The 20,280-nt window shown below is 64.0% G+C and carries 23 protein-coding genes and 1 pseudogene; 5 read left to right on the top strand and 19 right to left on the bottom strand.

Going from position 1 to position 20,280, the window contains the following annotated elements; genetic code table 11:
- Positions 1-143: 143 nt before the first annotated feature.
- The 5 genes and pseudogenes from K426_RS06380 to K426_RS06360 form a co-directional block, all read right to left on the bottom strand.
- A pseudogene (locus tag K426_RS06380) lies at positions 144-422 on the bottom strand (DUF2218 domain-containing protein).
- 3 nt (positions 423-425) lie between these two features.
- On the bottom strand, positions 426-1,049 hold the full coding sequence (locus K426_RS06375; RefSeq protein ID WP_066555195.1) for a PadR family transcriptional regulator: 624 nt from the start codon (positions 1,047-1,049) through the stop codon (positions 426-428).
- Between the two features lie 219 nt (positions 1,050-1,268).
- Entirely contained in the window at positions 1,269-1,823 is a 555-nt protein-coding gene (gene grpE, locus K426_RS06370) for a nucleotide exchange factor GrpE (RefSeq protein WP_066555193.1), read from the bottom strand.
- Positions 1,820-2,863: a heat-inducible transcriptional repressor HrcA gene (gene hrcA, locus K426_RS06365; RefSeq protein WP_066555190.1), complete on the bottom strand. Its 1,044-nt coding sequence runs from the start codon at positions 2,861-2,863 to the stop codon at positions 1,820-1,822. Before hrcA ends, grpE begins: the two co-directional genes overlap by 4 nt.
- Positions 2,864-2,906: 43 nt before the next feature.
- A complete protein-coding gene (locus tag K426_RS06360; RefSeq protein WP_066555188.1) occupies positions 2,907-3,422 on the bottom strand; it encodes a DUF6438 domain-containing protein in 516 nt (171 codons plus the stop codon).
- 97 nt (positions 3,423-3,519) lie between these two features.
- On the opposite strand from K426_RS06360, the gene rph reads away from it, so the two are divergent.
- On the top strand, positions 3,520-4,236 hold the full coding sequence (rph, locus tag K426_RS06355; RefSeq protein WP_066555187.1) for a ribonuclease PH: 717 nt from the start codon (positions 3,520-3,522) through the stop codon (positions 4,234-4,236).
- A 1-nt stretch (position 4,237) separates the two neighbouring features.
- Positions 4,238-4,867: an RdgB/HAM1 family non-canonical purine NTP pyrophosphatase gene (rdgB, locus tag K426_RS06350; protein ID WP_066555186.1), complete on the top strand. Its 630-nt coding sequence runs from the start codon at positions 4,238-4,240 to the stop codon at positions 4,865-4,867.
- Between the two features lie 54 nt (positions 4,868-4,921).
- On the opposite strand, the gene K426_RS06345 is transcribed toward rdgB, so the two are convergent.
- Positions 4,922-5,455 carry a CAP domain-containing protein gene (locus K426_RS06345; protein ID WP_082748455.1) on the bottom strand — a complete coding sequence of 178 codons (534 nt, stop codon included), beginning with the start codon at positions 5,453-5,455 and terminating at the stop codon, positions 4,922-4,924.
- Positions 5,456-5,576: 121 nt separating this feature from the next.
- On the opposite strand from K426_RS06345, the gene hemW reads away from it, so the two are divergent.
- Entirely contained in the window at positions 5,577-6,767 is a 1,191-nt protein-coding gene (gene hemW / locus K426_RS06340) for a radical SAM family heme chaperone HemW (RefSeq protein WP_066555177.1), read from the top strand.
- 6 nt (positions 6,768-6,773) lie between these two features.
- Here the strand turns inward: hemW and K426_RS06335 are convergent, their stop codons facing one another.
- The 10 genes from K426_RS06335 to K426_RS06295 all read right to left on the bottom strand — a co-directional run bounded on the left by K426_RS06335 (position 6,774) and on the right by K426_RS06295 (position 14,915).
- The gene (locus tag K426_RS06335) at positions 6,774-8,279 is read right to left on the bottom strand and encodes a M56 family metallopeptidase (RefSeq protein WP_066555172.1); all 1,506 of its coding nucleotides are present in this window, start codon (positions 8,277-8,279) and stop codon (positions 6,774-6,776) included.
- Positions 8,276-8,653, bottom strand: coding sequence for a BlaI/MecI/CopY family transcriptional regulator (locus K426_RS06330; protein WP_197672765.1), 378 nt, complete (start codon positions 8,651-8,653; stop codon positions 8,276-8,278). The genes K426_RS06335 and K426_RS06330 overlap by 4 nt, the downstream gene beginning before the upstream one ends.
- A gap of 358 nt (positions 8,654-9,011) precedes the next feature.
- Positions 9,012-9,344: a Grx4 family monothiol glutaredoxin gene (gene grxD, locus K426_RS06325; protein ID WP_066561439.1), complete on the bottom strand. Its 333-nt coding sequence runs from the start codon at positions 9,342-9,344 to the stop codon at positions 9,012-9,014.
- Between the two features lie 57 nt (positions 9,345-9,401).
- Positions 9,402-9,635 carry a BolA/IbaG family iron-sulfur metabolism protein gene (locus K426_RS06320; RefSeq protein WP_066555170.1) on the bottom strand — a complete coding sequence of 78 codons (234 nt, stop codon included), beginning with the start codon at positions 9,633-9,635 and terminating at the stop codon, positions 9,402-9,404.
- 19 nt (positions 9,636-9,654) lie between these two features.
- Positions 9,655-9,978 carry a DUF1476 domain-containing protein gene (locus K426_RS06315; protein ID WP_066555168.1) on the bottom strand — a complete coding sequence of 108 codons (324 nt, stop codon included), beginning with the start codon at positions 9,976-9,978 and terminating at the stop codon, positions 9,655-9,657.
- 57 nt (positions 9,979-10,035) lie between these two features.
- Positions 10,036-10,644: a 3-isopropylmalate dehydratase small subunit gene (leuD, locus tag K426_RS06310; protein ID WP_066561437.1), complete on the bottom strand. Its 609-nt coding sequence runs from the start codon at positions 10,642-10,644 to the stop codon at positions 10,036-10,038.
- Positions 10,644-10,769, bottom strand: a complete 126-nt coding sequence (locus K426_RS32830) for a hypothetical protein (protein ID WP_254911578.1) — start codon at positions 10,767-10,769, stop codon at positions 10,644-10,646. Before K426_RS32830 ends, leuD begins: the two co-directional genes overlap by 1 nt.
- Positions 10,766-12,220 carry a 3-isopropylmalate dehydratase large subunit gene (gene leuC, locus K426_RS06305; protein WP_066555165.1) on the bottom strand — a complete coding sequence of 485 codons (1,455 nt, stop codon included), beginning with the start codon at positions 12,218-12,220 and terminating at the stop codon, positions 10,766-10,768. The genes K426_RS32830 and leuC overlap by 4 nt, the downstream gene beginning before the upstream one ends.
- 134 nt (positions 12,221-12,354) lie before the next feature.
- A complete protein-coding gene (locus K426_RS06300; RefSeq protein ID WP_066555157.1) occupies positions 12,355-13,071 on the bottom strand; it encodes a glutathione S-transferase family protein in 717 nt (238 codons plus the stop codon).
- A 251-nt stretch (positions 13,072-13,322) separates the two neighbouring features.
- Positions 13,323-14,915 (bottom strand): isocitrate lyase, encoded by a 1,593-nt coding sequence (locus K426_RS06295; RefSeq protein WP_066555154.1) that lies wholly within the window; start codon positions 14,913-14,915, stop codon positions 13,323-13,325.
- 143 nt (positions 14,916-15,058) lie between these two features.
- Between K426_RS06295 and K426_RS06290 the strand changes: the two genes are divergently transcribed.
- A complete protein-coding gene (locus K426_RS06290; RefSeq protein WP_066555153.1) occupies positions 15,059-16,471 on the top strand; it encodes a helix-turn-helix domain-containing protein in 1,413 nt (470 codons plus the stop codon).
- Between the two features lie 68 nt (positions 16,472-16,539).
- On the opposite strand, the gene K426_RS06285 is transcribed toward K426_RS06290, so the two are convergent.
- From K426_RS06285 to K426_RS06275, 3 genes are all read right to left on the bottom strand, one after another.
- Entirely contained in the window at positions 16,540-17,148 is a 609-nt protein-coding gene (locus tag K426_RS06285; protein WP_066555150.1) for a hypothetical protein, read from the bottom strand.
- Between the two features lie 119 nt (positions 17,149-17,267).
- The gene (locus K426_RS06280; RefSeq protein WP_066561435.1) at positions 17,268-17,471 is read right to left on the bottom strand and encodes a hypothetical protein; all 204 of its coding nucleotides are present in this window, start codon (positions 17,469-17,471) and stop codon (positions 17,268-17,270) included.
- Positions 17,472-17,628: 157 nt separating this feature from the next.
- Positions 17,629-18,570, bottom strand: coding sequence for a right-handed parallel beta-helix repeat-containing protein (locus tag K426_RS06275; protein ID WP_066555147.1), 942 nt, complete (start codon positions 18,568-18,570; stop codon positions 17,629-17,631).
- A gap of 197 nt (positions 18,571-18,767) precedes the next feature.
- Between K426_RS06275 and K426_RS06270 the strand changes: the two genes are divergently transcribed.
- The gene (locus K426_RS06270; RefSeq protein WP_066555146.1) at positions 18,768-20,270 is read left to right on the top strand and encodes an ABC transporter substrate-binding protein; all 1,503 of its coding nucleotides are present in this window, start codon (positions 18,768-18,770) and stop codon (positions 20,268-20,270) included.
- Positions 20,271-20,280 lie beyond the last annotated feature (10 nt).

The raw sequence follows: 20,280 nt of genomic DNA, 5'->3' as shown, positions 1-20,280 counted from the left end.
GATCGTATCCGTGTTCCTGCGAAGGCAGGAACCCAGTTCCGCCGCTTGTGGATCATCGCACCGTAGGAACTGGGCTCCTGCCTTCGCAGGAGCACGATGCGCTTCAAGAAAAAGCGCTAAGCCTACCGTCCGCTCTCCACCCATTACTGCCAATCGAAAGTCAACGGCGCCTCCCGAAAGGCAAAGCGGTCCAGATGGTCCGCCACCACCTGCTTGAAGCGCTCGACATCAGCGCCCTCCTGCGGTTCGATGGTGACGGTGAGCGCTTCCGCCCCCGCCGCCATCCGGATCGACCCCATGGGAAAGGCGATCACGCCCTGCTGCGCATCAAATTCGGTTTCGAACTTGTGGCCTCAATGCTTGCATAGCTGCTGAAGAGAGCGGCTGGCGCTGGCGGTCGGAACATGAGCGGTCAACACCATGGGTTACAGCCTTTCGATCTTGCTGGCGGCCTCGTCGATCAGCGACGCGACGTCGAACATGGTCTGAGCGTCGGCCCCTTCCTTTTCGAGCCGCGCCCGGACCGCCATGCCCAGATTGTGCATCGCCCGCCGGATCGGCGCGCCATCCGTGCGTTCCGCCTTTTGAGCAAGCGAACCCAGACGATCCATTACCAGCTTCACGCCTTCGTCATGATCGGCCAGATAGGCGGTGCCCGCTTCGGTAATCGCGAACAGCTTGCGGCTGCTTTCGCCCGGCTGTTCAGCGATCAGACCCATGTCCGCCAGCAAGGTCAGGGTCGGATAAACGACGCCGGGACTCGGCACGTAAACCTCCCCCGACAGCGCTTCAATCTCGCGGATCAGGTCATAGCCATGGCGCGGATTGTCCGTGATGAGCTTGAGCAGAATGAGCTTGAGCGCGTCATTGCCGAACAGACGACGGCGGCCACCGCCCCGACCGCCACCAAAATGTCCGCCCCGGCCACCTCCAAACGGTCCGTCCCCGAAACGACCGCCGAAGCCGCCGCGATCGAAGCCTTCCGGACTGGCAAAACGGCCATAGCCAAAGCCGCGACGTCCGCCGTGGTGAGAATGATGAAAATGCATATGTGAACCTTCAAACTGATTTATGATGGTTTGAGATATATCTTAAAAATAGCGAACGTCAAGATTTACGATATATCTTTTTATATCGAAGAGACGCCTGCCGGAAAACTCGCGGGCTCCTGCGAAGGCAGGAGCGGGTAGCAGAGCCACGCGCCGGCAAACAAAAAAGCCCGCCGAACATTGGTTCGGCGGGCCTTTTATCTCGCAAGGAGCCTGAGATCAGTCGGGCTTCTTCGCCACGCTGACCAGCGCCGGGCGCAGCAGCCGATCCTTGATCGTGTAGCCCGCCTGCATTTCCACCAGCACCGTGCCCGGTTCGGCATCGGCGGAGGGCACTTCCATCATCGCCTGATGCTTGTTGGGGTCGAGCGGCTGACCGACCGACACCAGCTTTTCAATACCGTTGCGGCCGAAAACGGCCTCCAACTCGCGCCCGGTGGCTTCCAGACCGACCACCAGCCCCTTGAACTTCTCATCCTCACGCAGGTCGGCGGGGATCGTCTGGAGCGCGCGCGCCAGATTGTCCGCCACCGACAGCATGTCGCGGGCAAAGGCCGTCGCGGCATAGGCGCGCGCGTCGGCCAGTTCCTTTTCCAGCCGCCGCCGCACATTCTGCGTTTCGGCATGGGCGTAGAGCACGTCCTGCCTGGCGGTCGCGAGTTCATTCTCTAGCGCGGCGATCCGCTCCGCCGCCGCGTCGCCAGCAGGCGCCGCATCCTCGGGCAGTTCATCCACGACTTCGGTATTCTCGATATTCTGTTTGTCTTCGCTCATCTCATCAATCTCGACAGCGTCTGTGCGGTAAAGTCCACCATGGGGATCACCCGCGCATAGTTCAAGCGCGTGGGGCCGATTACGCCGACCACGCCGACCACCCGGCCGTCACCGCCCCGGTAAGGCGCGGCTATGACCGAAGAACCCGAAAGGGAAAAGAGCTTGTTTTCCGATCCGATGAAGATTTTGGTCGCGCTGCCCGCCAGCGCGCTTTCCAGCAGCCGCGAAATTTCCTGCTTGCCCTCCAGCTGTTCAAGCAATTGCCGCACCCGCTCCAGATCGGCGGCGGTTCCGTCATCCAGCAGATGCGCCTGGCCGCGCACGATCAATACGGGACGCTCATCGGCATCCTGCGACCAGATCGCGATGCCGCGCTCCACCAGCTCCCGCGCCGCGCCCTGGAGCGCATGGCGTTCATGCTCCAGCTCGCGCTGCAAAGCCTCCCCCGCTTGCGCCAGCGTCAGCCCGCCAAAGCGCGCCGACATGAAGTTGGCCGCTTCATTGAGCATCATCGGTGTGATGCCCAGCGGCAGGTCGACCACGCGATTCTCGATCGACCCGTCCTGCCCCACCAAGACCGCCAACGCCTGCCGCTCGTTCAACGGCACGAAGCCGAATTGCCGCAGCACCGGCTCGCGCTTGGGCACCATCACGATCCCGGCGCAGGCGGACAGGCCGGACAGCGCAGCAGTCGCCGCCGACAGCGCCTCCTCGATCGGTCCACCCTCGGAAATGCCCGCCTCGATCGCGCGCCGTTCCTCAACGGATGGCTCCGCCGCTTGCATCATGCCGTCGACGAAAAGCCTGAGGCCAGTTTCGGTCGGCATCCGCCCCGCCGAAGTATGCGGCGCGGCGAGCAGGCCGAGCTCCTCCAGATCCTGCATCACATTGCGGATGGACGCAGGCGACAGGCTGAGCGACGCGATCTTGCTGATCGTACGCGAGCCGACCGGCAGCCCGGTGCCGAGATAGCTCTCGACCACCAGACGGAAAACGTCGCGCGCGCGCTCGTTAAGCTCGGTGATCGGGGTGACCGCCATGACGCTTATCTAGGCAAGCAGCGGGCGGCGCTCAAGCCCACGCTCATTTGCCCTTGGCGGGGGTTGGCTTCACCATCGCGGCGATATCCAGCATCCGGGGGATGGATGCGATCGTCGCCCGCAACTTGCCATAGCTTGCGTCCATGCAGCCCGACTGGAATTCCAGCCGCGTGGGCTGCGCCTCGCCATGGGTCCATTCGATGACATAGCCGGGCATGTCGGTCGCGAAGCGAGTGCAATTTTCCCCATGCGTGATTCGCTTGACGGTGCCGGACGCGGGCCGGAACTGCGCCAGCGCGGCGCGGAAGCGGCGATATTGCACTGGCGTCACGGTAAAGCGCGTTGGCCCCGGCACGGCGGTGAAGCGCTCCGGCTCGATCAGGCCCGACCCGTCCGGCGTCACGCGCAGGGTGTAGCTGGGGCAAGCTCCAAAACAGGGACCGGCGGAAAAACGAATGGTGTCGCCAACCTTTGTCGGCTTTTCCAGTTCGGTCTGTTCCGTCGCGCAACCGCCCAGCAGTGCGGTGGCCGCCAACATAACTATCGCTTTCGTCCCCATGCCCCACTCTCTACCATCTTTCGACTCGATCGCCACTGGCAAGACTGCACACCTGCCGCTAAGCCGCACCAACACAACGCTTCGGAGAAGAAAATTTATGCGTCCTTCCGGCCGCGCGCCCGACCAGATGCGCGAAATCACCATGGAGCCCGGCTTCACCATCCATGCCGAAGGTAGCTGCCTCGTCAGCTTCGGTGATACCCGCGTTCTCTGCACCGCCTCTATCGAGGAAAAGGTGCCGCCCTTCCTGCGTGGCAAGGGTTCGGGCTGGGTCACGGCGGAATATGGCATGCTGCCCCGCGCCACCCACACGCGCGGCAGCCGCGAAGCCGCCAAGGGCAAGCAGTCCGGCCGCACCCAGGAAATCCAGCGGCTGATCGGCCGCTCGCTGCGCGCCGTGGTCGACCTGGCCAAGTTGGGCGAGCGCCAGATCGTCGTCGACTGCGACGTGATCCAGGCCGATGGCGGCACCCGCACCGCCGCCATTTCGGGAAGCTGGGTCGCGCTGCGCATCGCCATCGACAAGCTGCTCGCTTCGGGCGCCCTCACCGAAGACCCCATCGTGCAGAAGGTCGCGGCGATAAGCTGTGGCATCTACAAAGGCACGCCGGTTCTCGACCTCGATTATGTCGAGGACAGCAATGCCGAGGCCGACGCCAATCTGATCCTGACCGGCGACGGCAAATTTGCCGAGGTGCAGGCGACCGCGGAAGGCGCTACCTATGATGAGGAAGAGCTGCTGCGCCTGCTGCGCCTCGCCCGCATCGGCTGCGCGCAGATCTTCGCGGCGCAGGACAAGGCTACGGGACGATAAGATGAGCGACGAGTTCGGACAGGAACAGGCGATCCGCAAGCTGGGGCCGGGCAAGCTGGTGATCGCCAGCCACAATCCCGGCAAGGTGCGCGAAATTGGCGAGCTGCTGGCGCCCTATGGCATAGAGACGGTCTCCGCCGCCGCGCTGGACCTGCCCGAACCCGACGAGACCGGCACGACCTTCGTCGCCAATGCGGAGCTGAAGGCGATGCAGGCGGCGGACCTCTCCGGCCTGCCCGCCCTGGCGGACGACAGCGGCCTGTGCGTCGAGGCGCTAAACGGCGATCCGGGCATCTTCTCCGCCCGCTGGGCTGGCGAGACGAAGGATTTCAGCCTCGCCATGCAGCTCGTCTGGGACAATATCCAGGCTCAGGGACCGGATGCGGGACATGGCGCCCACTTCATCTGCGCTCTGGCGCTGGCCTGGCCCGACGGGCATGTGGAGGTGTTCGAAGGTCGCGTCGACGGCACCATCACCTGGCCGCCGCGCGGGGACAAGGGTTTCGGCTATGATCCGATCTTCCAGCCGCATGGTCACAGCATCAGCTTCGGAGAAATGGAGCCGGAGAAGAAGCACGGCATGAGCCACCGAGCCGATGCCTTCGCGCAATTGGTGGCGACGGTTTTCTGACGAGCGCCTCTTTAGCCGAGCCGTACGCCTGCGCAGGAACAGGCTGTCCCTCGATCAACGTCCCCCACTGGCATATTGCGACGGCGCGCCGTCATCCCGGTCCAGCGGGTTCCGCCCAAAGACATTCCCGGCGGGAAAATAGCGGCAGACGAGATAGTCGTAGCTCTGCCCTTCGCCCAACGCGCAGCCCACCTTGCGCGTGCCGCGCCAGATGATCTGGGTATAATGGCCGACATCTTCCCATCGGCCGGTGGTGCTGAGATCAGGCAAAGTCCCGCTGCGCCGGAAATAGCGCTTCTCATCCAGGAACGAGCCGACCATCACCTCATAATCATAGAGGCCGCGCGATCCCATCCAGAGATTTTCGCCGCTGGGAATGGCGCGGCTGGCACGGGCGGAATGGCGGAAGATATTGGTCTGCGCCATCTGCCGCGCATAACGCGCCGCATCCGCCGCCAAGGCGCTGTCCCACGCCAATGGCGAAAGCCCTAGCGATTCGCGTTCCTCATTATGCATGCCCAGGATCACTTCGCGCATCAGGCCGTCATCGCGATCCGCTTCCTCCATGCCGTAATAGGAAGCAGGCATGGCGGGCGGCAGGGAAGGCGCTCCACGGGAAGGCGCAGCACTGCCCTGCCCCGCAACCGTCAGCAAAACAGCAGCCCACGCTAGCCGCGCAGGCCAAAGCCCTTTAAGAACGCCCCCACTCATGTCACCCGACCCCTTGATACCCGCTCCCGCGCCTCACGCATCGGACTTGGCCGACCCCATAGCCCTATATGTGCATTGGCCATTTTGCGTTTCGAAATGTCCTTACTGCGATTTTAACAGTCATGTGCGGACGGACATCGACAGCGATGCGTGGCGCGATGCGCTGCTAAAAGATCTTGCCCATGAAGCGGCACTGAACGGCGGGCGGCCGCTCTCCTCGATCTTCTTCGGCGGCGGCACGCCCTCGCTGATGCCGCCCCGAATCGTGGAAGCGCTGATCGAGGCGGCGGCGTGCCACTGGGCGCCCGCGTCCGATATCGAGATCACGCTGGAGGCCAATCCCAGCTCGGTCGAGGCTGCACGCTTTGCCGATCTTGCGGCGGCGGGCGTGAACCGGGTGTCGCTTGGTCTCCAGGCGCTGGACGATGAAGCGCTGCATTTCCTGGGCCGCGCCCATGACGTGCGTGAGGGATTGGCGGCGTTGGATATCGCGCAATCGGTTTTCAATCGGGTGAATTTCGACCTCATCTACGCCCGGCCCGGCCAGAGCGAGGCGGATTGGGAAACAGAACTGGCGCAGGGACTGTCCTTCGGCACCGACCATCTCTCGCTCTATCAACTCACCATAGAGCCCGGCACCCGCTTTGCGACACTGGTGGCGCAGGGCAAGCTGACGCTTGCCGATCCGGACCATGCCGCCAATCTCTATGAGCAGACACAGGCGATGACCGCAGCGGCCGGCATTCCCGCCTATGAGATCAGCAACCATGCCCGGCCGGGGCAGGAAAGCCGCCATAACCTCACCTATTGGCGCTATGGCGACTATGCGGGTGTGGGGCCGGGCGCACATGGCCGGCGCGGAGGGCTGGCGACGCTGCGGCACAAGAAGCCGGAAAACTGGATGAATGCGGTCATCCGCAACGGGCACGGCCTGCAAAGCGAGGAACCGCTGGATGGGAACGATCGGGCCAGGGAAGCGCTGCTGATGGGGCTGCGGCTTGGGGAAGGCGTCGATCTGGACCGGATCTCGCGCCTCTCAGGCCTGGCGGTCGAGGCTCTTGTCGATGGGAACGCGGTCGCACGATTGGCCGATCATGGGCTTGTCCGGCGACAGGGACAGCGGCTGTACGTCGAACCTTCCGGCATGCTATTGCTGGACGCTATCCTGCCGGAAATTGTGGCGGTCTAAGACCCCTCATTCCTCTCCATCCATCTGCGCGATTTCCTTGTCCAGGTCTCGCAGCACATCGGCTTTGATCTTGTCCGACATCCTGGCAGCGGCGGCGATCTGCGCCCGTGCAGCGATCAGCCCGGCACGGGCGGCGCGGTGCGCCTGCGCCGAGATCTGCGCCTCGCAAATGCGGACGCGGATGTGGCGGTGGCCATCGGCATCGACCGTCTCGCGCCGGTTCACGCTTTTGCCGTCTTCGCAGCCATTGGCGACATCGACATGCGGCACCATGCGGCGGATCTCGGCTTCGCTCGGGATGGCGTGGGACAAGGCCCGGTCGCCCTCATCGCGCATATCCATGGGCGGCGCGGGAGGAACCGGCGGGATCGGCGGCACCATGTCGGCGACGGGCGCTGGAGGGGCAAGCGGGGCGGGAGGTGCCGGGGGCACGCCATCGGCTTCCTCCGCAGCCCTGACATGGGATAGCGGCTGGGGCGCAGCGGGCGCGACCGGCGGTTGCGGCAACGCAATCTCGCTGGCGGAGGCAGGCTGCGCGACCAGATCGGCAAGCCGGCCGAAATTCATCGAATCGACCTTGCCGGTGATCGCGGCGACCTGCTGCGCCGCACGGCTCCCCGAAGCGGTCAGCACCAAGCCCGATGCAGTCACCAGAGCGACCGCCGCCATGCCCCAGCTAATCCGGCGCAGCGACATTTCATGGGCAGACAGCATTTTCAGCCTCCCTTTGAGCGCAGTGATGCGATTGAGATGACAGGCGCCGGCGAACTGGCGCCCTCCGGCAGCCTTCAATATGGCGCGGCCATAGGCATGGGCCTGATCCTGCCCGTAGAGCGACAAGACCCGTGCATCGCAGGCCTGTTCCTGATCCGCCCGATAGGCACGATAGGCGAGCCAGGCGATGGGATTGCACCAGTGCAGGCCCAGCAGCAGCAGCGCGATCATATTGGCGGCCAGATCGCCGCCCCGATGATGGGCGCGCTCATGCGCGATCGCCATGGCCTGCTCCTGCGGGTCGAAGCGCAGCGCGAAATCGGCGGGCAGCACGATAATGGGCCGCAGCACCCCGAAGGCGAGCGGCCCGCTTGCCCGTGGGCTGGTGATCAGGCGAATGCGTCCTTCCTCACCGATCGGCGTCGCGCCATTCAGGATGAAACGCCGGAAGCGGACATAGCCGATCACCTGTACGATCAGGAAGGCAGCAACGCCCAGCAGCCAAAGCGACGCCGCGATCTCCAGCCAGGGGATGCTCCATTGCGACTGGACGGGAAGCGCGGACGGCGCCGCATCCAGCAAGGTCGACAGGCCCGCCTGGTCCACCGCCCGCTGCAGGGGCGAAGGGCTGGAGACCTCCTGCGGCAGAGCGGGCAACATCATGCGCGCCAGCGGCAGCAACCACAGCCAATAGGCCACTCCCGCACCCAGCCATCGCGCCACTGGCCCACGCAACAGCATGACCAACGCCATCAGCAGGGTCGTGGCGATCAGCGTTTCTGCGATCCAGACGCTCATGATTTCAATCCCCTCAGGATTTCCTCAAGCTCGGCTATATCCTCCGCCGTCAACTGGTCCGCGCTGGCAAGCTGCGCCACCAGGGGCGAGACGCGCCCACCGAACAGCCGGTTGACCAGCCGTCCCGACTCGATGGCAACATACTCCTCCCGCGCGACGAGCGGGCGATACAAAAAGCGGCGGCCATCCTGATCGGCGGCGATGACATCCTTCGCCATCAGGCGGGAAAGCAGCGTCTTGACGGTCTGGACGCTCCAGTCGCGCCCGGCGGCAACGCGGTCCGCCACATCGGTGGCGGTCTGCGGCGCGCGTTCCCACAGCGCCTCCATCACCACCAGTTCCGCTTCGCTGATCTTCTCGCTCACAGCAATCATCCGCGTCCAGAATCGACTACAGACGTAATCGCATTGATTACATCCGTAGTCAAGCGCGCGGACATAAACTGTCGGTGCGCTTTACACGGGAGGTTCCCGCCCAGAGCCGATTAACCTTTCTGAAGCCTGGGAATGCAGCCTTTGCTGAAACTGGCACTGACTTTGCTATGTTTCAGTCATACCCGAACCGTTCAACTACCGGGAGGATGTGGCACCAGTCTCCGCCGCATTCTCCCACCCGGGTTTCCCTGACTCATCCGGTTCAGCGAACGATGTTCCCGCGAAGGCAGGAACTCGGCGGAGCATAAAAAAAGCGGCCCGGAAAACCGGACCGCCTCCAATCTCGCGCAAGAAAAGCTCAGTTGGCCAAGGCGACGCCCTGATCGGCCATCAACTGCTGCAATTCGCCAGCCTCATACATTTCCATCATGATGTCGCTGCCGCCGACAAATTCGCCCTTCACATAGAGCTGCGGAATGGTCGGCCAGTCGGAAAAGGCCTTGATCCCCTGACGGACGGCCTGATCCTGCAAGACGTCGACGCTTTCATAGGCGACGCCCAGATGCTCCAGGATCGCGATGGCGCGGCTGGAAAAGCCGCATTGCGGAAACAGCGGCGTGCCCTTCATGAAAAGCACAACGTCATTGCCAGTGACGATATCAGCAATCCGCTGCTGCACGGCGTCGGTCATTATCTGGTCCATTCCTGTCAGGCGCCGCAATTCGGCGCGCGCTTTGTCCGATGGCCGTTAATTGGGAACGGCAGTGGTGAGTTGCAAGGCATGAAGCACGCCGCCCATCCGCCCGCCGAGCGCGGCATAGACCGCCCGCTGCTGCGCGACGCGGCTCATGCCCCGGAAACTCTCCGCAACGACACGCGCCGCATAATGGTCGCCATCTCCGGCAAGGTCGGTGATCTCGACCTCCGCATCGGGGATCGCGGCGCGGATCATGTCCGCAATTTCGTCGGAGGCCATCGGCACGGCGGGAGGATCCTGACGCTTATTGGGCTTCGATGAACGTGCGGCGGGCAATGACCTGCTGCTCGTCCAGCGCGGCGCGGACGCCAGCCTCGTCGATTTCAATGCCGGCCTGGGTCATGTCGCCCAGCAGCTTGCGGATGACATCCTCGTCCCCCGCTTCCTCGAAATCGGCCTGCACGACCGCCTTGGCATAGGCGTCGGTCTCTTCGGGGGTCAGGCCCATTTTCACCGCTGCCCATTCTCCGAGCAGACGGTTGCGCCGCGCCTGGATGCGGAACTGCATCTCCTGGTCGTGCGCGAACATGTTTTCAAAGGCCTTTTCGCGGTCGTCGAAGGTGGTCATGCCTGTGCCCTGTATAAAAAACGGATCGTCTCGTCCGAAATAGGAAGATCGGGATGCTTACGCAACGGCGGGAACGAGCCAGGGACGCGTTCCGGCGTCCTTCGCCTCGAACGCGCCGATCGTGTCCGCCTGCCCCAGCGTGAGGCCGATCTCGTCCAGGCCGCCGAGCAGGCAATGCTTGCGGAACGGGTCGATCTCGAACTGGAAGCGGTCCTGGAACTGCGTCGTGACGGTCTGATGCTCCAGATCGACATGGATCGGGTCAGGAGTCCCATTGATTCCTTGGGCAACCTCCATCAGCCGGTCGATCGCCTCTTGCGGCAGCACCACCGTCAATATGCCGTTCTTGAACGCATTGCCGGAGAAAATGTCGGAAAAGCTGGGCGCGATCACCACCTTGATGCCAAGGTCCGCCAACGCCCACGCGGCATGTTCGCGGCTGGACCCGCAACCGAAATTGTCGCCCGCGATCAGGATCGGGCTGCCCGCATAGTCGGGGTCGTCGAAGACATTGCCCGGTTCCTTGCGCAGCACTTCGAACGCGCCCTTGCCCAGACCCGCACGGCTGATGGTTTTCAACCAATGCGCCGGAATGACGATGTCGGTGTCGACATTCTTCATCCCGAACGGATAGGCCTTGCCGTCGACGATATTCAGCTTTTCCATCAATGCGCCTGTTTGCTCGCGTTTTTGACGGCGGAGCGATGCGAGTCTTCCGCGCGCCCCAAGGTCGCCGCCATGGCGGCACTCGCCAGCGCGCCTAGCGCCAGCAGCCAGAAAACCTTTTTCATGCGACCGCCTCTCCCCTTTTTTCACCCAACAGTTCGCGCACGTCGGTGAGATGTCCGGTGATGGCGGCGGCGGCGGCCATGACGGGCGAGACGAGATGCGTCCGCGACCCCGGCCCCTGCCGGCCCATGAAATTGCGGTTGCTGGTCGACGCGCAGCGCTCGCCTGCGGGCACCTTGTCCGGATTCATGCCGAGACAGGCCGAACAGCCCGGCTCACGCCATTCGAAACCGGCTTCGGTGAATATGCGGTCCAGCCCTTCGGCTTCCGCCTGGCGCTTGACTAGACCGGAACCGGGAACGACCATGGCGTGCTTGATGCCGCTGGCGATATGGCGGCCCTTGAGCAGCGTGGCCGCGGCGCGCAGATCCTCGATCCGGCTGTTGGTGCAGCTTCCGATGAAGATATGCTCGATCGCCACATCCTCCATCCGCTGCCCGGCGGTCAGGCCCATATAGTCGAGCGACTTCTGCGCAGCCGCCCGCTTGGAAGCATCGGCAAAGCTCTCCGGATCGGGCACGACGCCCGTCACCGGCACCACATCCTCGGGGCTGGTGCCCCAGGTGACATTGGGCACGATGTCGGCGGCGTCGATCACGACGCTCTTGTCGAACGCCGCGCCTTCGTCCGTCACCAGCGTCTTCCAATAGGCAAGGGCGGCATCCCAATCCGCGCCCTTGGGCGCCATGGGACGGCCCTTCAAATAGGCGAAGGTCTTCTCATCGGGCGCGAACAGGCCCGAACGCGCGCCCGCCTCGATCGACATGTTGGCGACGGTCAGACGCCCCTCGATCGACATGTCGCGGAACACCGAACCGCGATATTCCATGACATAGCCGGTGCCGCCCGCCGTGCCGATGCGGCCGCAGATCGCCAGCGCCACATCCTTGGGCGTGACGCCAAAACCCAATTCGCCTTCGACCAGGACTTCCATCGTCTTGGACTGTTTCAGCAGCAGCGTCTGGGTGGCGAGCACATGCTCGACCTCCGACGTGCCGATGCCGAAGGCCAGCGCACCCAGCGCACCATGCGAACTGGTATGGCTGTCGCCGCAGACCAGCGTCGTGCCCGGCAGGGTGAAGCCCTGTTCCGGCCCGACGACATGGACGATGCCCTGTTCCGCATCGGCATCGCCAAAGTAACGGATGCCGAATTCGGGCGCGTTCTTTTCCAGCGCGGCGAGTTGCTGCGCGCTTTCCGGATCGGCTATCGGAATGCGGTTGCCCGCCGCATCACGGCGCGCCGTGGTCGGCAGGTTGTGATCCGGCACCGCCAGCGTCAGATCGGCGCGGCGCACCTTGCGGCCGGCAAGGCGCAGCCCTTCAAATGCCTGCGGGCTCGTCACTTCATGCACGAGATGGCGATCGATATAGATCAGACAGGTTCCGTCAGGACGGCGTTCGACGACGTGCGCGTCCCAAATCTTCTCATAGAGCGTGCGGGGCTTTACCATATCCCTTCCCCCTAGACCCAGACAGGACGGGGGAAAAGGGGGAAAGCGGCCAATTTTTCCTGTTTTCGCAGATAGCCGCGCTGCGATGATGCAAGGTCAGACAGTTAGAGCATTTTCAAGTTGACCGTTGACGGTCAACGGCTTGGAAAATGCGGCATCGAAAGAGTGGCGGCGCGATGATCCTCCACGATGCGCCCGGTGGCGCCGACTTCCGCTTCATGGCTTTCCTCGCGCCATGTTTCGGCCAGCGCCGCGCTTTCCCATTCGCGCAAGGCAGGCAGCGCCAGCATAAGATCGACCCAGGCCATGGCGACCGGCCCGACGTCCAGCCCATAGGTCCGCACCCGGAACACCACTGGCGCGTAAAAAGCGTCGACGGCGGTAAAGCCGTCCCCGGCCAGAAAAGGCCCGCCGAAACGGGACAGCCCCTCCCCCCACAATTCGGTTAGCCGGGCGATGTTCCGGTTGAGCGCGGGCGAAGGCAGATGCGGTTCCACCCGCACCCCGACATTCATCGGACAATCGTTGCGCAGCGCGGCAAAGCCGCTGTGCATTTCCGCGACGGCGCATTGCGCCCAGGCCCGCGCAGCCGCTTCCTGCGGCCAGACGCCGGGATGGCGGTCCGCCAGATAAAGGGTGATGCCGAGCGAATCCCAGGCGGTCCGGTCGCCGTCGATCAGCACCGGCACCTGACCCGTTGGCGAAAACTCACGAAAGGCCGCGTAATTTTCAGCGGCGGCGAAAGGCTCCATCCGGTCGGTGAACGGAATGCCCAGCACCTTCATCAGCACCCAGGGGCGCAGCGACCAGCTCGAATAATTCCGGTTGGCGGTGATGAGGGCGTAGGACATCGGCTTCTCCCCTTGTTGAAAGGCGCGCGAAGAATAGGCGCCTCCGCTTCGGGACAAAAGCCGGAACGAGCGAGGGTCACACAAGCTGCGCTTATGAAAAAACGGCCCGGAGCATGCAGCTCCGGGCCGTCCAGTCCTTCCACCCTGATCGCGAGGCTTGCACCCCCACGACCCGGACTTGTCAGCAGCTTTCAGGCTGCAAGCCGGTTCCCTCTCGGCCTTCAGGCCGCAAACTGGTTCCCCCGCGGCCTTTAGGCCGCAAACTGATTCATCGTGTTGTGCACGCCGCCAGCCTTCAGCGCCGCTTCACCCGCGAAATATTCCTTGTGATCGTCACCAATGTCAGAGCCCGACATGTTCTGGTGCTTGACGCAAGCGATGCCCTGGCGGATTTCCTTGCGCTGGACGCCCTCGACATAGCCGAGCATGCCCGCCTCACCGAAATATTCCTTGGCCAGATTGTCGGTCGACAAGGCAGCCGTGTGATAGGTCGGCAGGGTGATGAGGTGATGGAAGATGCCGGCCCGCGCCGCCGCATCCTTCTGGAAGGTGCGGATCTTCTCATCGGCCTCCCGGCCCAGATCGGTCGCGTCATAGTCCGCGCTCATCAGCTTCGCCCGGTCATAGGCGCTGACGTCCTTGCCCTCGGCAGCCCAGCTATCGAACACCTGCTGACGGAAGTTCAGCGTCCAGTTGAAGCTGGGCGAGTTGTTGTAGACCAGCTTCGCATTGGGCACGACTTCGCGGATGCGGTCGACCATGCCTGCGATCTGCTGGATGTGCGGCTTTTCGGTTTCGATCCACAGCAGGTCCGCGCCGTTCTGGAGCGAGGTGATGCAGTCGAGAACGCAACGGTCCTCGCCGGTGCCGGAGCGGAACTGGAAGAGGTTCGACGGCAAGCGCTTCGGACGGAACAGCTTGCCCTCACGAGCCAGAACGACATCGCCGCGCAGGCTGTTGATGTCCGTCACCTCTTCGACATCGAGGAAGCTGTTATACTGGTCGCCCAGGTCGCCATCTTCCTTGCTGTAGGCGATCTGCTTGGTCAGGCCTGCGCCCAGCGAGTCGGTGCGCGCGACGATGATGCCGTCATCGATGCCCAGCTCCAGGAAGGCGTAGCGGACAGCGCGGATCTTCGCGATGAAGTCCTCATGCGGCACGGTGACCTTGCCGTCCTGATGGCCGCACTGCTTTTCGTCCGAGACCTGGTTCTCGATCTGGATGCAGCAGGCGCCCGCCTCGATGAACTTCTTGGCGAGCAGATAGGTCGCCTCGGCATTGCCGAACCCGGCGTCGATGTCCGCGACGATCGGAACGACATGGGTTTCGTAATTGTCGATGTCGTGCTGAATCTTCTGCGCCTTGACCTCATCACCGGCCTCGCGGGCGGCATCCAGATCGCGGAACATCATGCCCAACTCGCGGGCGTCGGCCTGCTTGAGGAAGGTGTAGAGTTCCTCGATCAGCGCAGGAACGCTGGTCTTTTCGTGCATCGACTGGTCGGGCAGCGGGCCGAATTCGCTGCGCAGCGCCGCGACCATCCAGCCGGACAGGTATAGATAGCGGCCCTTGGTCGTGCCGAAATGCTTCTTGATGCTGATCATCTTCTGCTGACCGATGAAACCGTGCCAGCAACCCAGCGACTGGGTATAATTGGCCGGATCGGCATCATAGGCCGCCATGTCGCGGCGCATGATCCCGGCGGTGTAGCGCGCGATGTCGAGGCCGGTGTGGAAACGGTTCTGGAGGCGCATGCGAGCGACCGATTCGGCCGCGATGCCGTCCCAATGGCCCTGGCCCTCGATGGCGGTGCCAGCCTTCGTGATTTCCTGTTGGTAGGTCATGCTCAGTCCTTGGTCGCTCGATGGGGAATGAAGCCGACCTAATCGCCTTTTGTGCGGCGCGGCAGAGGGCGCGAAGTTCAGTTGTAGAACTTTACAATATTTGCGTGTAAAGTTGTAAAGGCTGCACAGGAGCGCTTTACGAGATGGCCAAGGATCGTCCGGTTTACATGGGGCCGCGCCTGCGCAGGCTGCGCCGCGAGCTGGGCCTGACCCAGGCGGACATGGCGGCGGATCTGGAGATTTCCGCCAGCTATGTCGCCCTGCTGGAGCGCAACCAGCGGCCCTTGACCGCCGACATGCTGCTGCGCCTCGCCCGCACATACAAGATGGACATGAGCGAACTGGCGGGCGACGGCGGCGCGGAGCAGACGGCGCGTTTGCAGGCGGTGCTGAAGGATCCGATGTTCGCGGACATCGACCTGCCCACGCTGGCGACCGGGGATGTTGCGGTCAATTATCCCGGCATTACCGAAGCCCTGTTGCGGTTGCACACCGCCTATCGCGAGGAGCAACTTGCGCTGGCCGACAGAGATGCGGGATCAACGGGCATGGAGGGGGAGGATGCCGCCGAAGCGCCCGATCCCGTGGCCGAATCCCGGCGCTTTCTGGGTGCGCGGCGGAACAGCTTTCCCCTGCTGGACGATGCCGGGGAAAAGCTGGGTCAAGAGGTCGAGGCGGCGGGCGGCCTCTCCGGCTGGCTGAAGACAAAGCATAATCTGCGCGTCCGGCGCTTGCCTTCGGATGTCATGGCGGGGTCGATGCGGCGGCTGGACCGGCATCGCGACGCGGTGCTGCTGGACGATGCGCTGGACGGGGCGAGCACGCAATTCCAACTGGCGCTGCAAATCGCCTATCTGGAGATGCGCCGCGATTTCGACGCGGTGCTGAAGGATGGCCAATTCGCCAGCGAAAGCGGCCGGAGGCTGACCCGGCGGGCGCTCGCCAGCTATGGCGCGGCGGCGATCCTGATGCCCTATACCGCCTTCGCCAAGGCGGTGGAGGCGCGACGTTATGACGTGGAGGCGCTGGCCCGGCAGTTCGGCACGAGCTTCGAGCAGACCGCGCACCGCCTCACCACGCTGCAAAAGCCGGGACAGGAGCGCGTTCCCTTCTTCTTCCTGCGTGTCGATCATGCGGGCAATGTCAGCAAGAGGCTGGACAGCGCAGGCTTTCCCTTTGCCCGCCATGGCGGTTCATGCCCGCTCTGGTCGGTGCATCACGCCTTTGAGCGTCCCAGGGAATTGCTGACGCAATGGCTGGAATTGCCGGACGGGCAGCGCTTCTTTTCGATCGCACGGACGGTGACGGCGGGCGGCGGCGGCTGGGGCGTGCCGAAGATCGAGCGGGCGATCGCGCTATGCTGCGCGGCGGAACATGCCCATCGGCTGATATATACGGCGGGCGAAACGCCGTCCGAACCAACCCCGATCGGCGTCACTTGCCGCCTGTGCCATCGCAGCCAGTGCATGGCGCGATCCGCCCCGCCGATCGGGCGCGACATGCTGCCGGAGGATTTCCGGCGGACTCACGCGCCTTTCGGCTTTGCGGACGGGTAATCCGGGATGACTGCCGATCGTGGCGGGTCCGGCTGACCTGAGCCGGACCCGTCCGCCCCTTTTTCCTTTTAGCGCGGATCAGACCCGCGCAAATCATCCTGTCTCAATCGCGAGACGGAGGGCGCCATGCGATGATCGACCGGCTCATGGACCAGATCGTCGAACAGCGCGCGATAATGGATCATCGCCCGGCGGAGATCTTCCGTATCGGCTTCGCCCCGCGCATGGCGGACGGCGATGTCATGGGCGGAGCGGTAATTCTGGACCACTTCCGGATGGTCGACGGAAAGGTCGGCGGAGCGCTGCTCGAAGTCAGTGATCGGATAACCGCGCACCTCCATCACTTCGGTCAGCAGCACGTCGGCCCGCGACACCGCGCCTTGGGGATCGTCGACGAACTGCGCCTGAACCCGCACCCAGGCATCGGTGAAGGCGTCGGCCTGCTGCGGCGAAAGCGGACGGATGGTGAAGGCGGCGACGCGCTTCTCGCGCTCCTGCAATTCCGCCTCGGCCTTGCGCGGGCTGCCGGTCATTTCCACGGTCCGGCCATATTCCGGGCCGAATTTGGCGCGCAGATTGGCGCGGCGGCGGTTGGTGACGATCATGACGGCAATTGCGGCGACCAGAACAAGGGCCAGAAGCGCCAAACCGACTTCCAGCGGGGTCAGAGTGACCATGACATCTCTCTCCTCGCGGCCCTTGGAAAGCCGCAATCGACGCCCGCCGCCTGCAAGGGATCAACCAGTGTTGACGGGCTTTGTTCCGACTGCCTCCGGGCCTTCGGAAAAAGAGAAGGCTAACCCTCTATAAGATCGAGATAAGCCACGACGTCATTGTCCGTGGCGAGAAACAGGCCGTCCTGCATATCCTGCGGCTGTTGTCCGGCAATCAGCATCGCTTCGCTCAAGGGACCATAGAACAGCGTTGTCGCCGCGCCGCCCCCATCGGCGTCGCTGAGATGATAAAGGCGAACAGTGGCCGAATTATAGGTGGTGCGCATGAGCAGGATTATCGGCCCGGCGATACCGTTGCGCAAGTCGGATGCATTCTTGGGTGGAAGGCGGACGTTCTGTTTCGCGCTGTTTTCTTGAAGTACACCGTGTTCCTGCGAAGGCAGGAACACGTATCACTTAATGGCTTGTATTGGCCAAACCCGCTCAGCGCCGATCCGTGACCTTTATGCCGCTCGCCAGCCGGTTCGGGCCGATCTTCACCGCATCGTCGGTGAAATTGGCGACGAAGCTGCTGCTGCGCTGGAGCCCCGACACGAAGGAGGCGCTGTTGTTGGCGATGGAGAGATTGGCGCTGTCCTGCTCTCGGCCTTCAGGCGCGACAGTGATGAAGGCGCTGTAATTGTCCTTATCCTTGCCCTGCACCATTTCATTGCCGCTGATCGTGCCGCTGGCCCCATTGGACAGATCGATCATGTAGTTGGTGAGCCGCCCCGCGCTGTCGTCGAAGCTGTTGTCGGTGATGGTGACGCGCGGCGTCCGTGTTTTGAGATAATGGCCGCCATCCCCCTGATCGAAGCGCGAACGGGTGACGGTCAGACTGGCATAACGGCCCACATAAATGCCGTGCGCGCAGGCGAGGTCACGGTCGCAGCGGCCCAGATGGCGGAAGGTCGATTTGTCGATCTGCACGCTGTTGCCGGGCGCATCGCCCGTCAAAATGCCTTCCTCGCTGTTGCGGAACAGGCTGTTGGCGACGGTCAGATTGCCGCTTTCCAGCCGGATGCCCGCGCCATTGCCGTCGGGCACGCGCAGATTCTGGAAGATGAGGCCGTCGATCGCGCTCGACCGGCCACGCAGGACAAGCGCGGCCTTTTCCTCGCACGCCACCCCGTCGAGGATCGCGGTGCCGGGTTTCTGCGCGCGGATTGTAAGGTCGCCGCCCTGCTGCACCGCGCACTGGGCGTAGCTGCCGGGCGCCACCAATATGGTGCCGCGGCCATTGCCGATCGCCTTGATCGCATCGCTGAGCGTCGCATAGCTGCGCCCGCTTTCGGCCACGGTGAAGGGCGAGGCGACGCCCTGCGCCAGCGCGGTTGCCGCCACCGCGGCGGCGGACAGGAGCAGGACGGCCGAGAAGAGGCGCATAACGAAAGTTATAGGGACACAGCGGCCATCAGCAATGCGGAGTCATGGTTAACGAAATATTGTTCCGCTATGGGACAGCCGGGAAACCGCCCTTGCATCGACCGGGACGGTTGGATTTCATGACCTTTCGTCCGCGCGCAAAAGGCACGTCATGATGGTTGGCGCGGACGCGGTTGCGGGTTAAGCCTTGTCCGGACATGATTTCCGGCCGCCCCCGCTCGCCTTTTGCCTGCCTGACCCTGGGCGGGGCCGCCCTGATGGCGGCTATGCTGGGCGGCTGTTCGGACGAAGGCAGCGGAACGGTGACGGTCAGTGTCGTGGGCGCCCCCGCCGATTTCGCCAAACCGCTGGAGAATCTGCCCGATCCCGGCGCGAAACTGTTCCTGGAAACCACTGCGCAGGGATTGGTGGCGTTCGACGCCAGTGGGGAGATATTGCCGGCGCTGGCCCAACGCTGGATCGTCGAGGATGACGGGCGCAGTTATATCTTCCGCCTGCGCCGAGCCTTCTGGCCGGACGGCAGCAAGGTGATGGCGAAGGATGTCGGGCGGCTGCTGATGGCGCGGATAGAGGCGCTGCGGCGGCTGGACCCGGCCGGGCCGCTGGACGCGGTGCAGGATGTCGTGGCGATGACCGGCGAAGTGATCGAAATCCGCCTTGCCGCGCCGCGCCCCTATGTGCTGCAGATGCTGGCCCAGCCCCAGATGGCGATCCTGTCGCGCGACGGGGGCACCGGCCCCTATCGCCGCGCGATGCGGGGCAAGGCGCTTGTGCTGACGCCGGTGGAGCGGGCGACGAACGAATCCGGGGACGAATTGCCGGTGCCCACCTGGCAGACCCGGATCGTCCGGGCAGAGCGGGCGGCGCTGGCCATCACCCGCTTTCAGCAGGGGAAATCCGCGCTGGTGCTGGGCGGGCGCTTTTCCGACCTGCCGCTGCTGGTGCCTGCCGGGGTCGACCGGGACGATGTGCGGATCGATCCGGTGCAGGGGCTGCTGGGGCTGGCGATAACCGGCCAGGGCGGAGACAGAGGCAAGCTGCTGGACGATGACGGCGTGCGGCGGGCGATCAACATGGCGATCGACCGCAGCCAGTTGCCGGTGATGTTCCCGGTCGGCGGATGGGCCACGACCGAGCAGATCGTGCCGGGGCAACTCGACCTGCCTGTGCCGCCCGCCGTGCCCGACTGGACAGGGCTGTCGCAGGAGGATCGCTGGGCGCAAGGGCAGGCGGTCATGAAACGCTGGCGCAGCGAGCATGGCGATCCGCCGGTGCTGCGCGTGGCGCTGCCCAAGGGGCCGGGCGCGACCATGCTGTTCGGATTGGTGCGGCATGATCTCGGCATGATCGGGCTGGCGGTCGAGCGGGTCGACATGGCGGCGGATGCCGACCTGCGGCTGGTCGATGAGGTCGCCGCCTATGACAGCGCGCTCTGGTATCTGGGCCGGATCGGCTGCGCGCGGAAAGTGCATTGTTCGCTGCAAGCGGACGCGCAATTGCAGGCGGCGAGCCTCGCCAGCAGCCTGGAGGAACGCATGGCGCGGGTGGCGCAGGCCGAGGCGCTGATGCAGGCGCATAACGGCTTCGTCGCCTTGGGCGCGCCGGTTCGCTGGTCGCTGGTGGCGCGGCGGCTGACGGGCTTCATGGCCTCGCCACGGGCGCGACACCCATTGAACCATCTGTTCAAGAGCACCAATTAAGGTCGCTGGA

It is taken from the genome of Sphingobium sp. TKS (genome assembly GCF_001563265.1).
Taxonomy (GTDB): domain Bacteria; phylum Pseudomonadota; class Alphaproteobacteria; order Sphingomonadales; family Sphingomonadaceae; genus Sphingobium.
Note: the sequence above shows the minus strand (reverse complement) of the source record. Positions and strands in the feature narration are given on the sequence as shown.

What these genes read in the sequence shown, in the direction of transcription:
- K426_RS06375 (WP_066555195.1), bottom strand. Translation starts at nt 1,049, where the DNA reads ATGCATTTTCATCATTCTCACCACGGCGGACGTCGCGGCTTTGGCTAT.
- grpE (WP_066555193.1), bottom strand. Translation starts at nt 1,823, where the DNA reads ATGAGCGAAGACAAACAGAATATCGAGAATACCGAAGTCGTGGATGAA.
- hrcA (WP_066555190.1), bottom strand. Translation starts at nt 2,863, where the DNA reads ATGGCGGTCACCCCGATCACCGAGCTTAACGAGCGCGCGCGCGACGTT.
- K426_RS06360 (WP_066555188.1), bottom strand. Translation starts at nt 3,422, where the DNA reads ATGGGGACGAAAGCGATAGTTATGTTGGCGGCCACCGCACTGCTGGGC.
- rph (WP_066555187.1), top strand. Translation starts at nt 3,520, where the DNA reads ATGCGTCCTTCCGGCCGCGCGCCCGACCAGATGCGCGAAATCACCATG.
- rdgB (WP_066555186.1), top strand. Translation starts at nt 4,238, where the DNA reads ATGAGCGACGAGTTCGGACAGGAACAGGCGATCCGCAAGCTGGGGCCG.
- K426_RS06345 (WP_082748455.1), bottom strand. Translation starts at nt 5,455, where the DNA reads ATGCCTGCTTCCTATTACGGCATGGAGGAAGCGGATCGCGATGACGGC.
- hemW (WP_066555177.1), top strand. Translation starts at nt 5,577, where the DNA reads ATGTCACCCGACCCCTTGATACCCGCTCCCGCGCCTCACGCATCGGAC.
- K426_RS06335 (WP_066555172.1), bottom strand. Translation starts at nt 8,279, where the DNA reads ATGAGCGTCTGGATCGCAGAAACGCTGATCGCCACGACCCTGCTGATG.
- K426_RS06330 (WP_197672765.1), bottom strand. Translation starts at nt 8,653, where the DNA reads ATGATTGCTGTGAGCGAGAAGATCAGCGAAGCGGAACTGGTGGTGATG.
- grxD (WP_066561439.1), bottom strand. Translation starts at nt 9,344, where the DNA reads ATGACCGACGCCGTGCAGCAGCGGATTGCTGATATCGTCACTGGCAAT.
- K426_RS06315 (WP_066555168.1), bottom strand. Translation starts at nt 9,978, where the DNA reads ATGACCACCTTCGACGACCGCGAAAAGGCCTTTGAAAACATGTTCGCG.
- leuD (WP_066561437.1), bottom strand. Translation starts at nt 10,644, where the DNA reads ATGGAAAAGCTGAATATCGTCGACGGCAAGGCCTATCCGTTCGGGATG.
- K426_RS32830 (WP_254911578.1), bottom strand. Translation starts at nt 10,769, where the DNA reads ATGAAAAAGGTTTTCTGGCTGCTGGCGCTAGGCGCGCTGGCGAGTGCC.
- leuC (WP_066555165.1), bottom strand. Translation starts at nt 12,220, where the DNA reads ATGGTAAAGCCCCGCACGCTCTATGAGAAGATTTGGGACGCGCACGTC.
- K426_RS06300 (WP_066555157.1), bottom strand. Translation starts at nt 13,071, where the DNA reads ATGTCCTACGCCCTCATCACCGCCAACCGGAATTATTCGAGCTGGTCG.
- K426_RS06295 (WP_066555154.1), bottom strand. Translation starts at nt 14,915, where the DNA reads ATGACCTACCAACAGGAAATCACGAAGGCTGGCACCGCCATCGAGGGC.
- K426_RS06290 (WP_066555153.1), top strand. Translation starts at nt 15,059, where the DNA reads ATGGCCAAGGATCGTCCGGTTTACATGGGGCCGCGCCTGCGCAGGCTG.
- K426_RS06285 (WP_066555150.1), bottom strand. Translation starts at nt 17,148, where the DNA reads ATGGTCACTCTGACCCCGCTGGAAGTCGGTTTGGCGCTTCTGGCCCTT.
- K426_RS06280 (WP_066561435.1), bottom strand. Translation starts at nt 17,471, where the DNA reads ATGCGCACCACCTATAATTCGGCCACTGTTCGCCTTTATCATCTCAGC.
- K426_RS06275 (WP_066555147.1), bottom strand. Translation starts at nt 18,570, where the DNA reads ATGCGCCTCTTCTCGGCCGTCCTGCTCCTGTCCGCCGCCGCGGTGGCG.
- K426_RS06270 (WP_066555146.1), top strand. Translation starts at nt 18,768, where the DNA reads ATGATTTCCGGCCGCCCCCGCTCGCCTTTTGCCTGCCTGACCCTGGGC.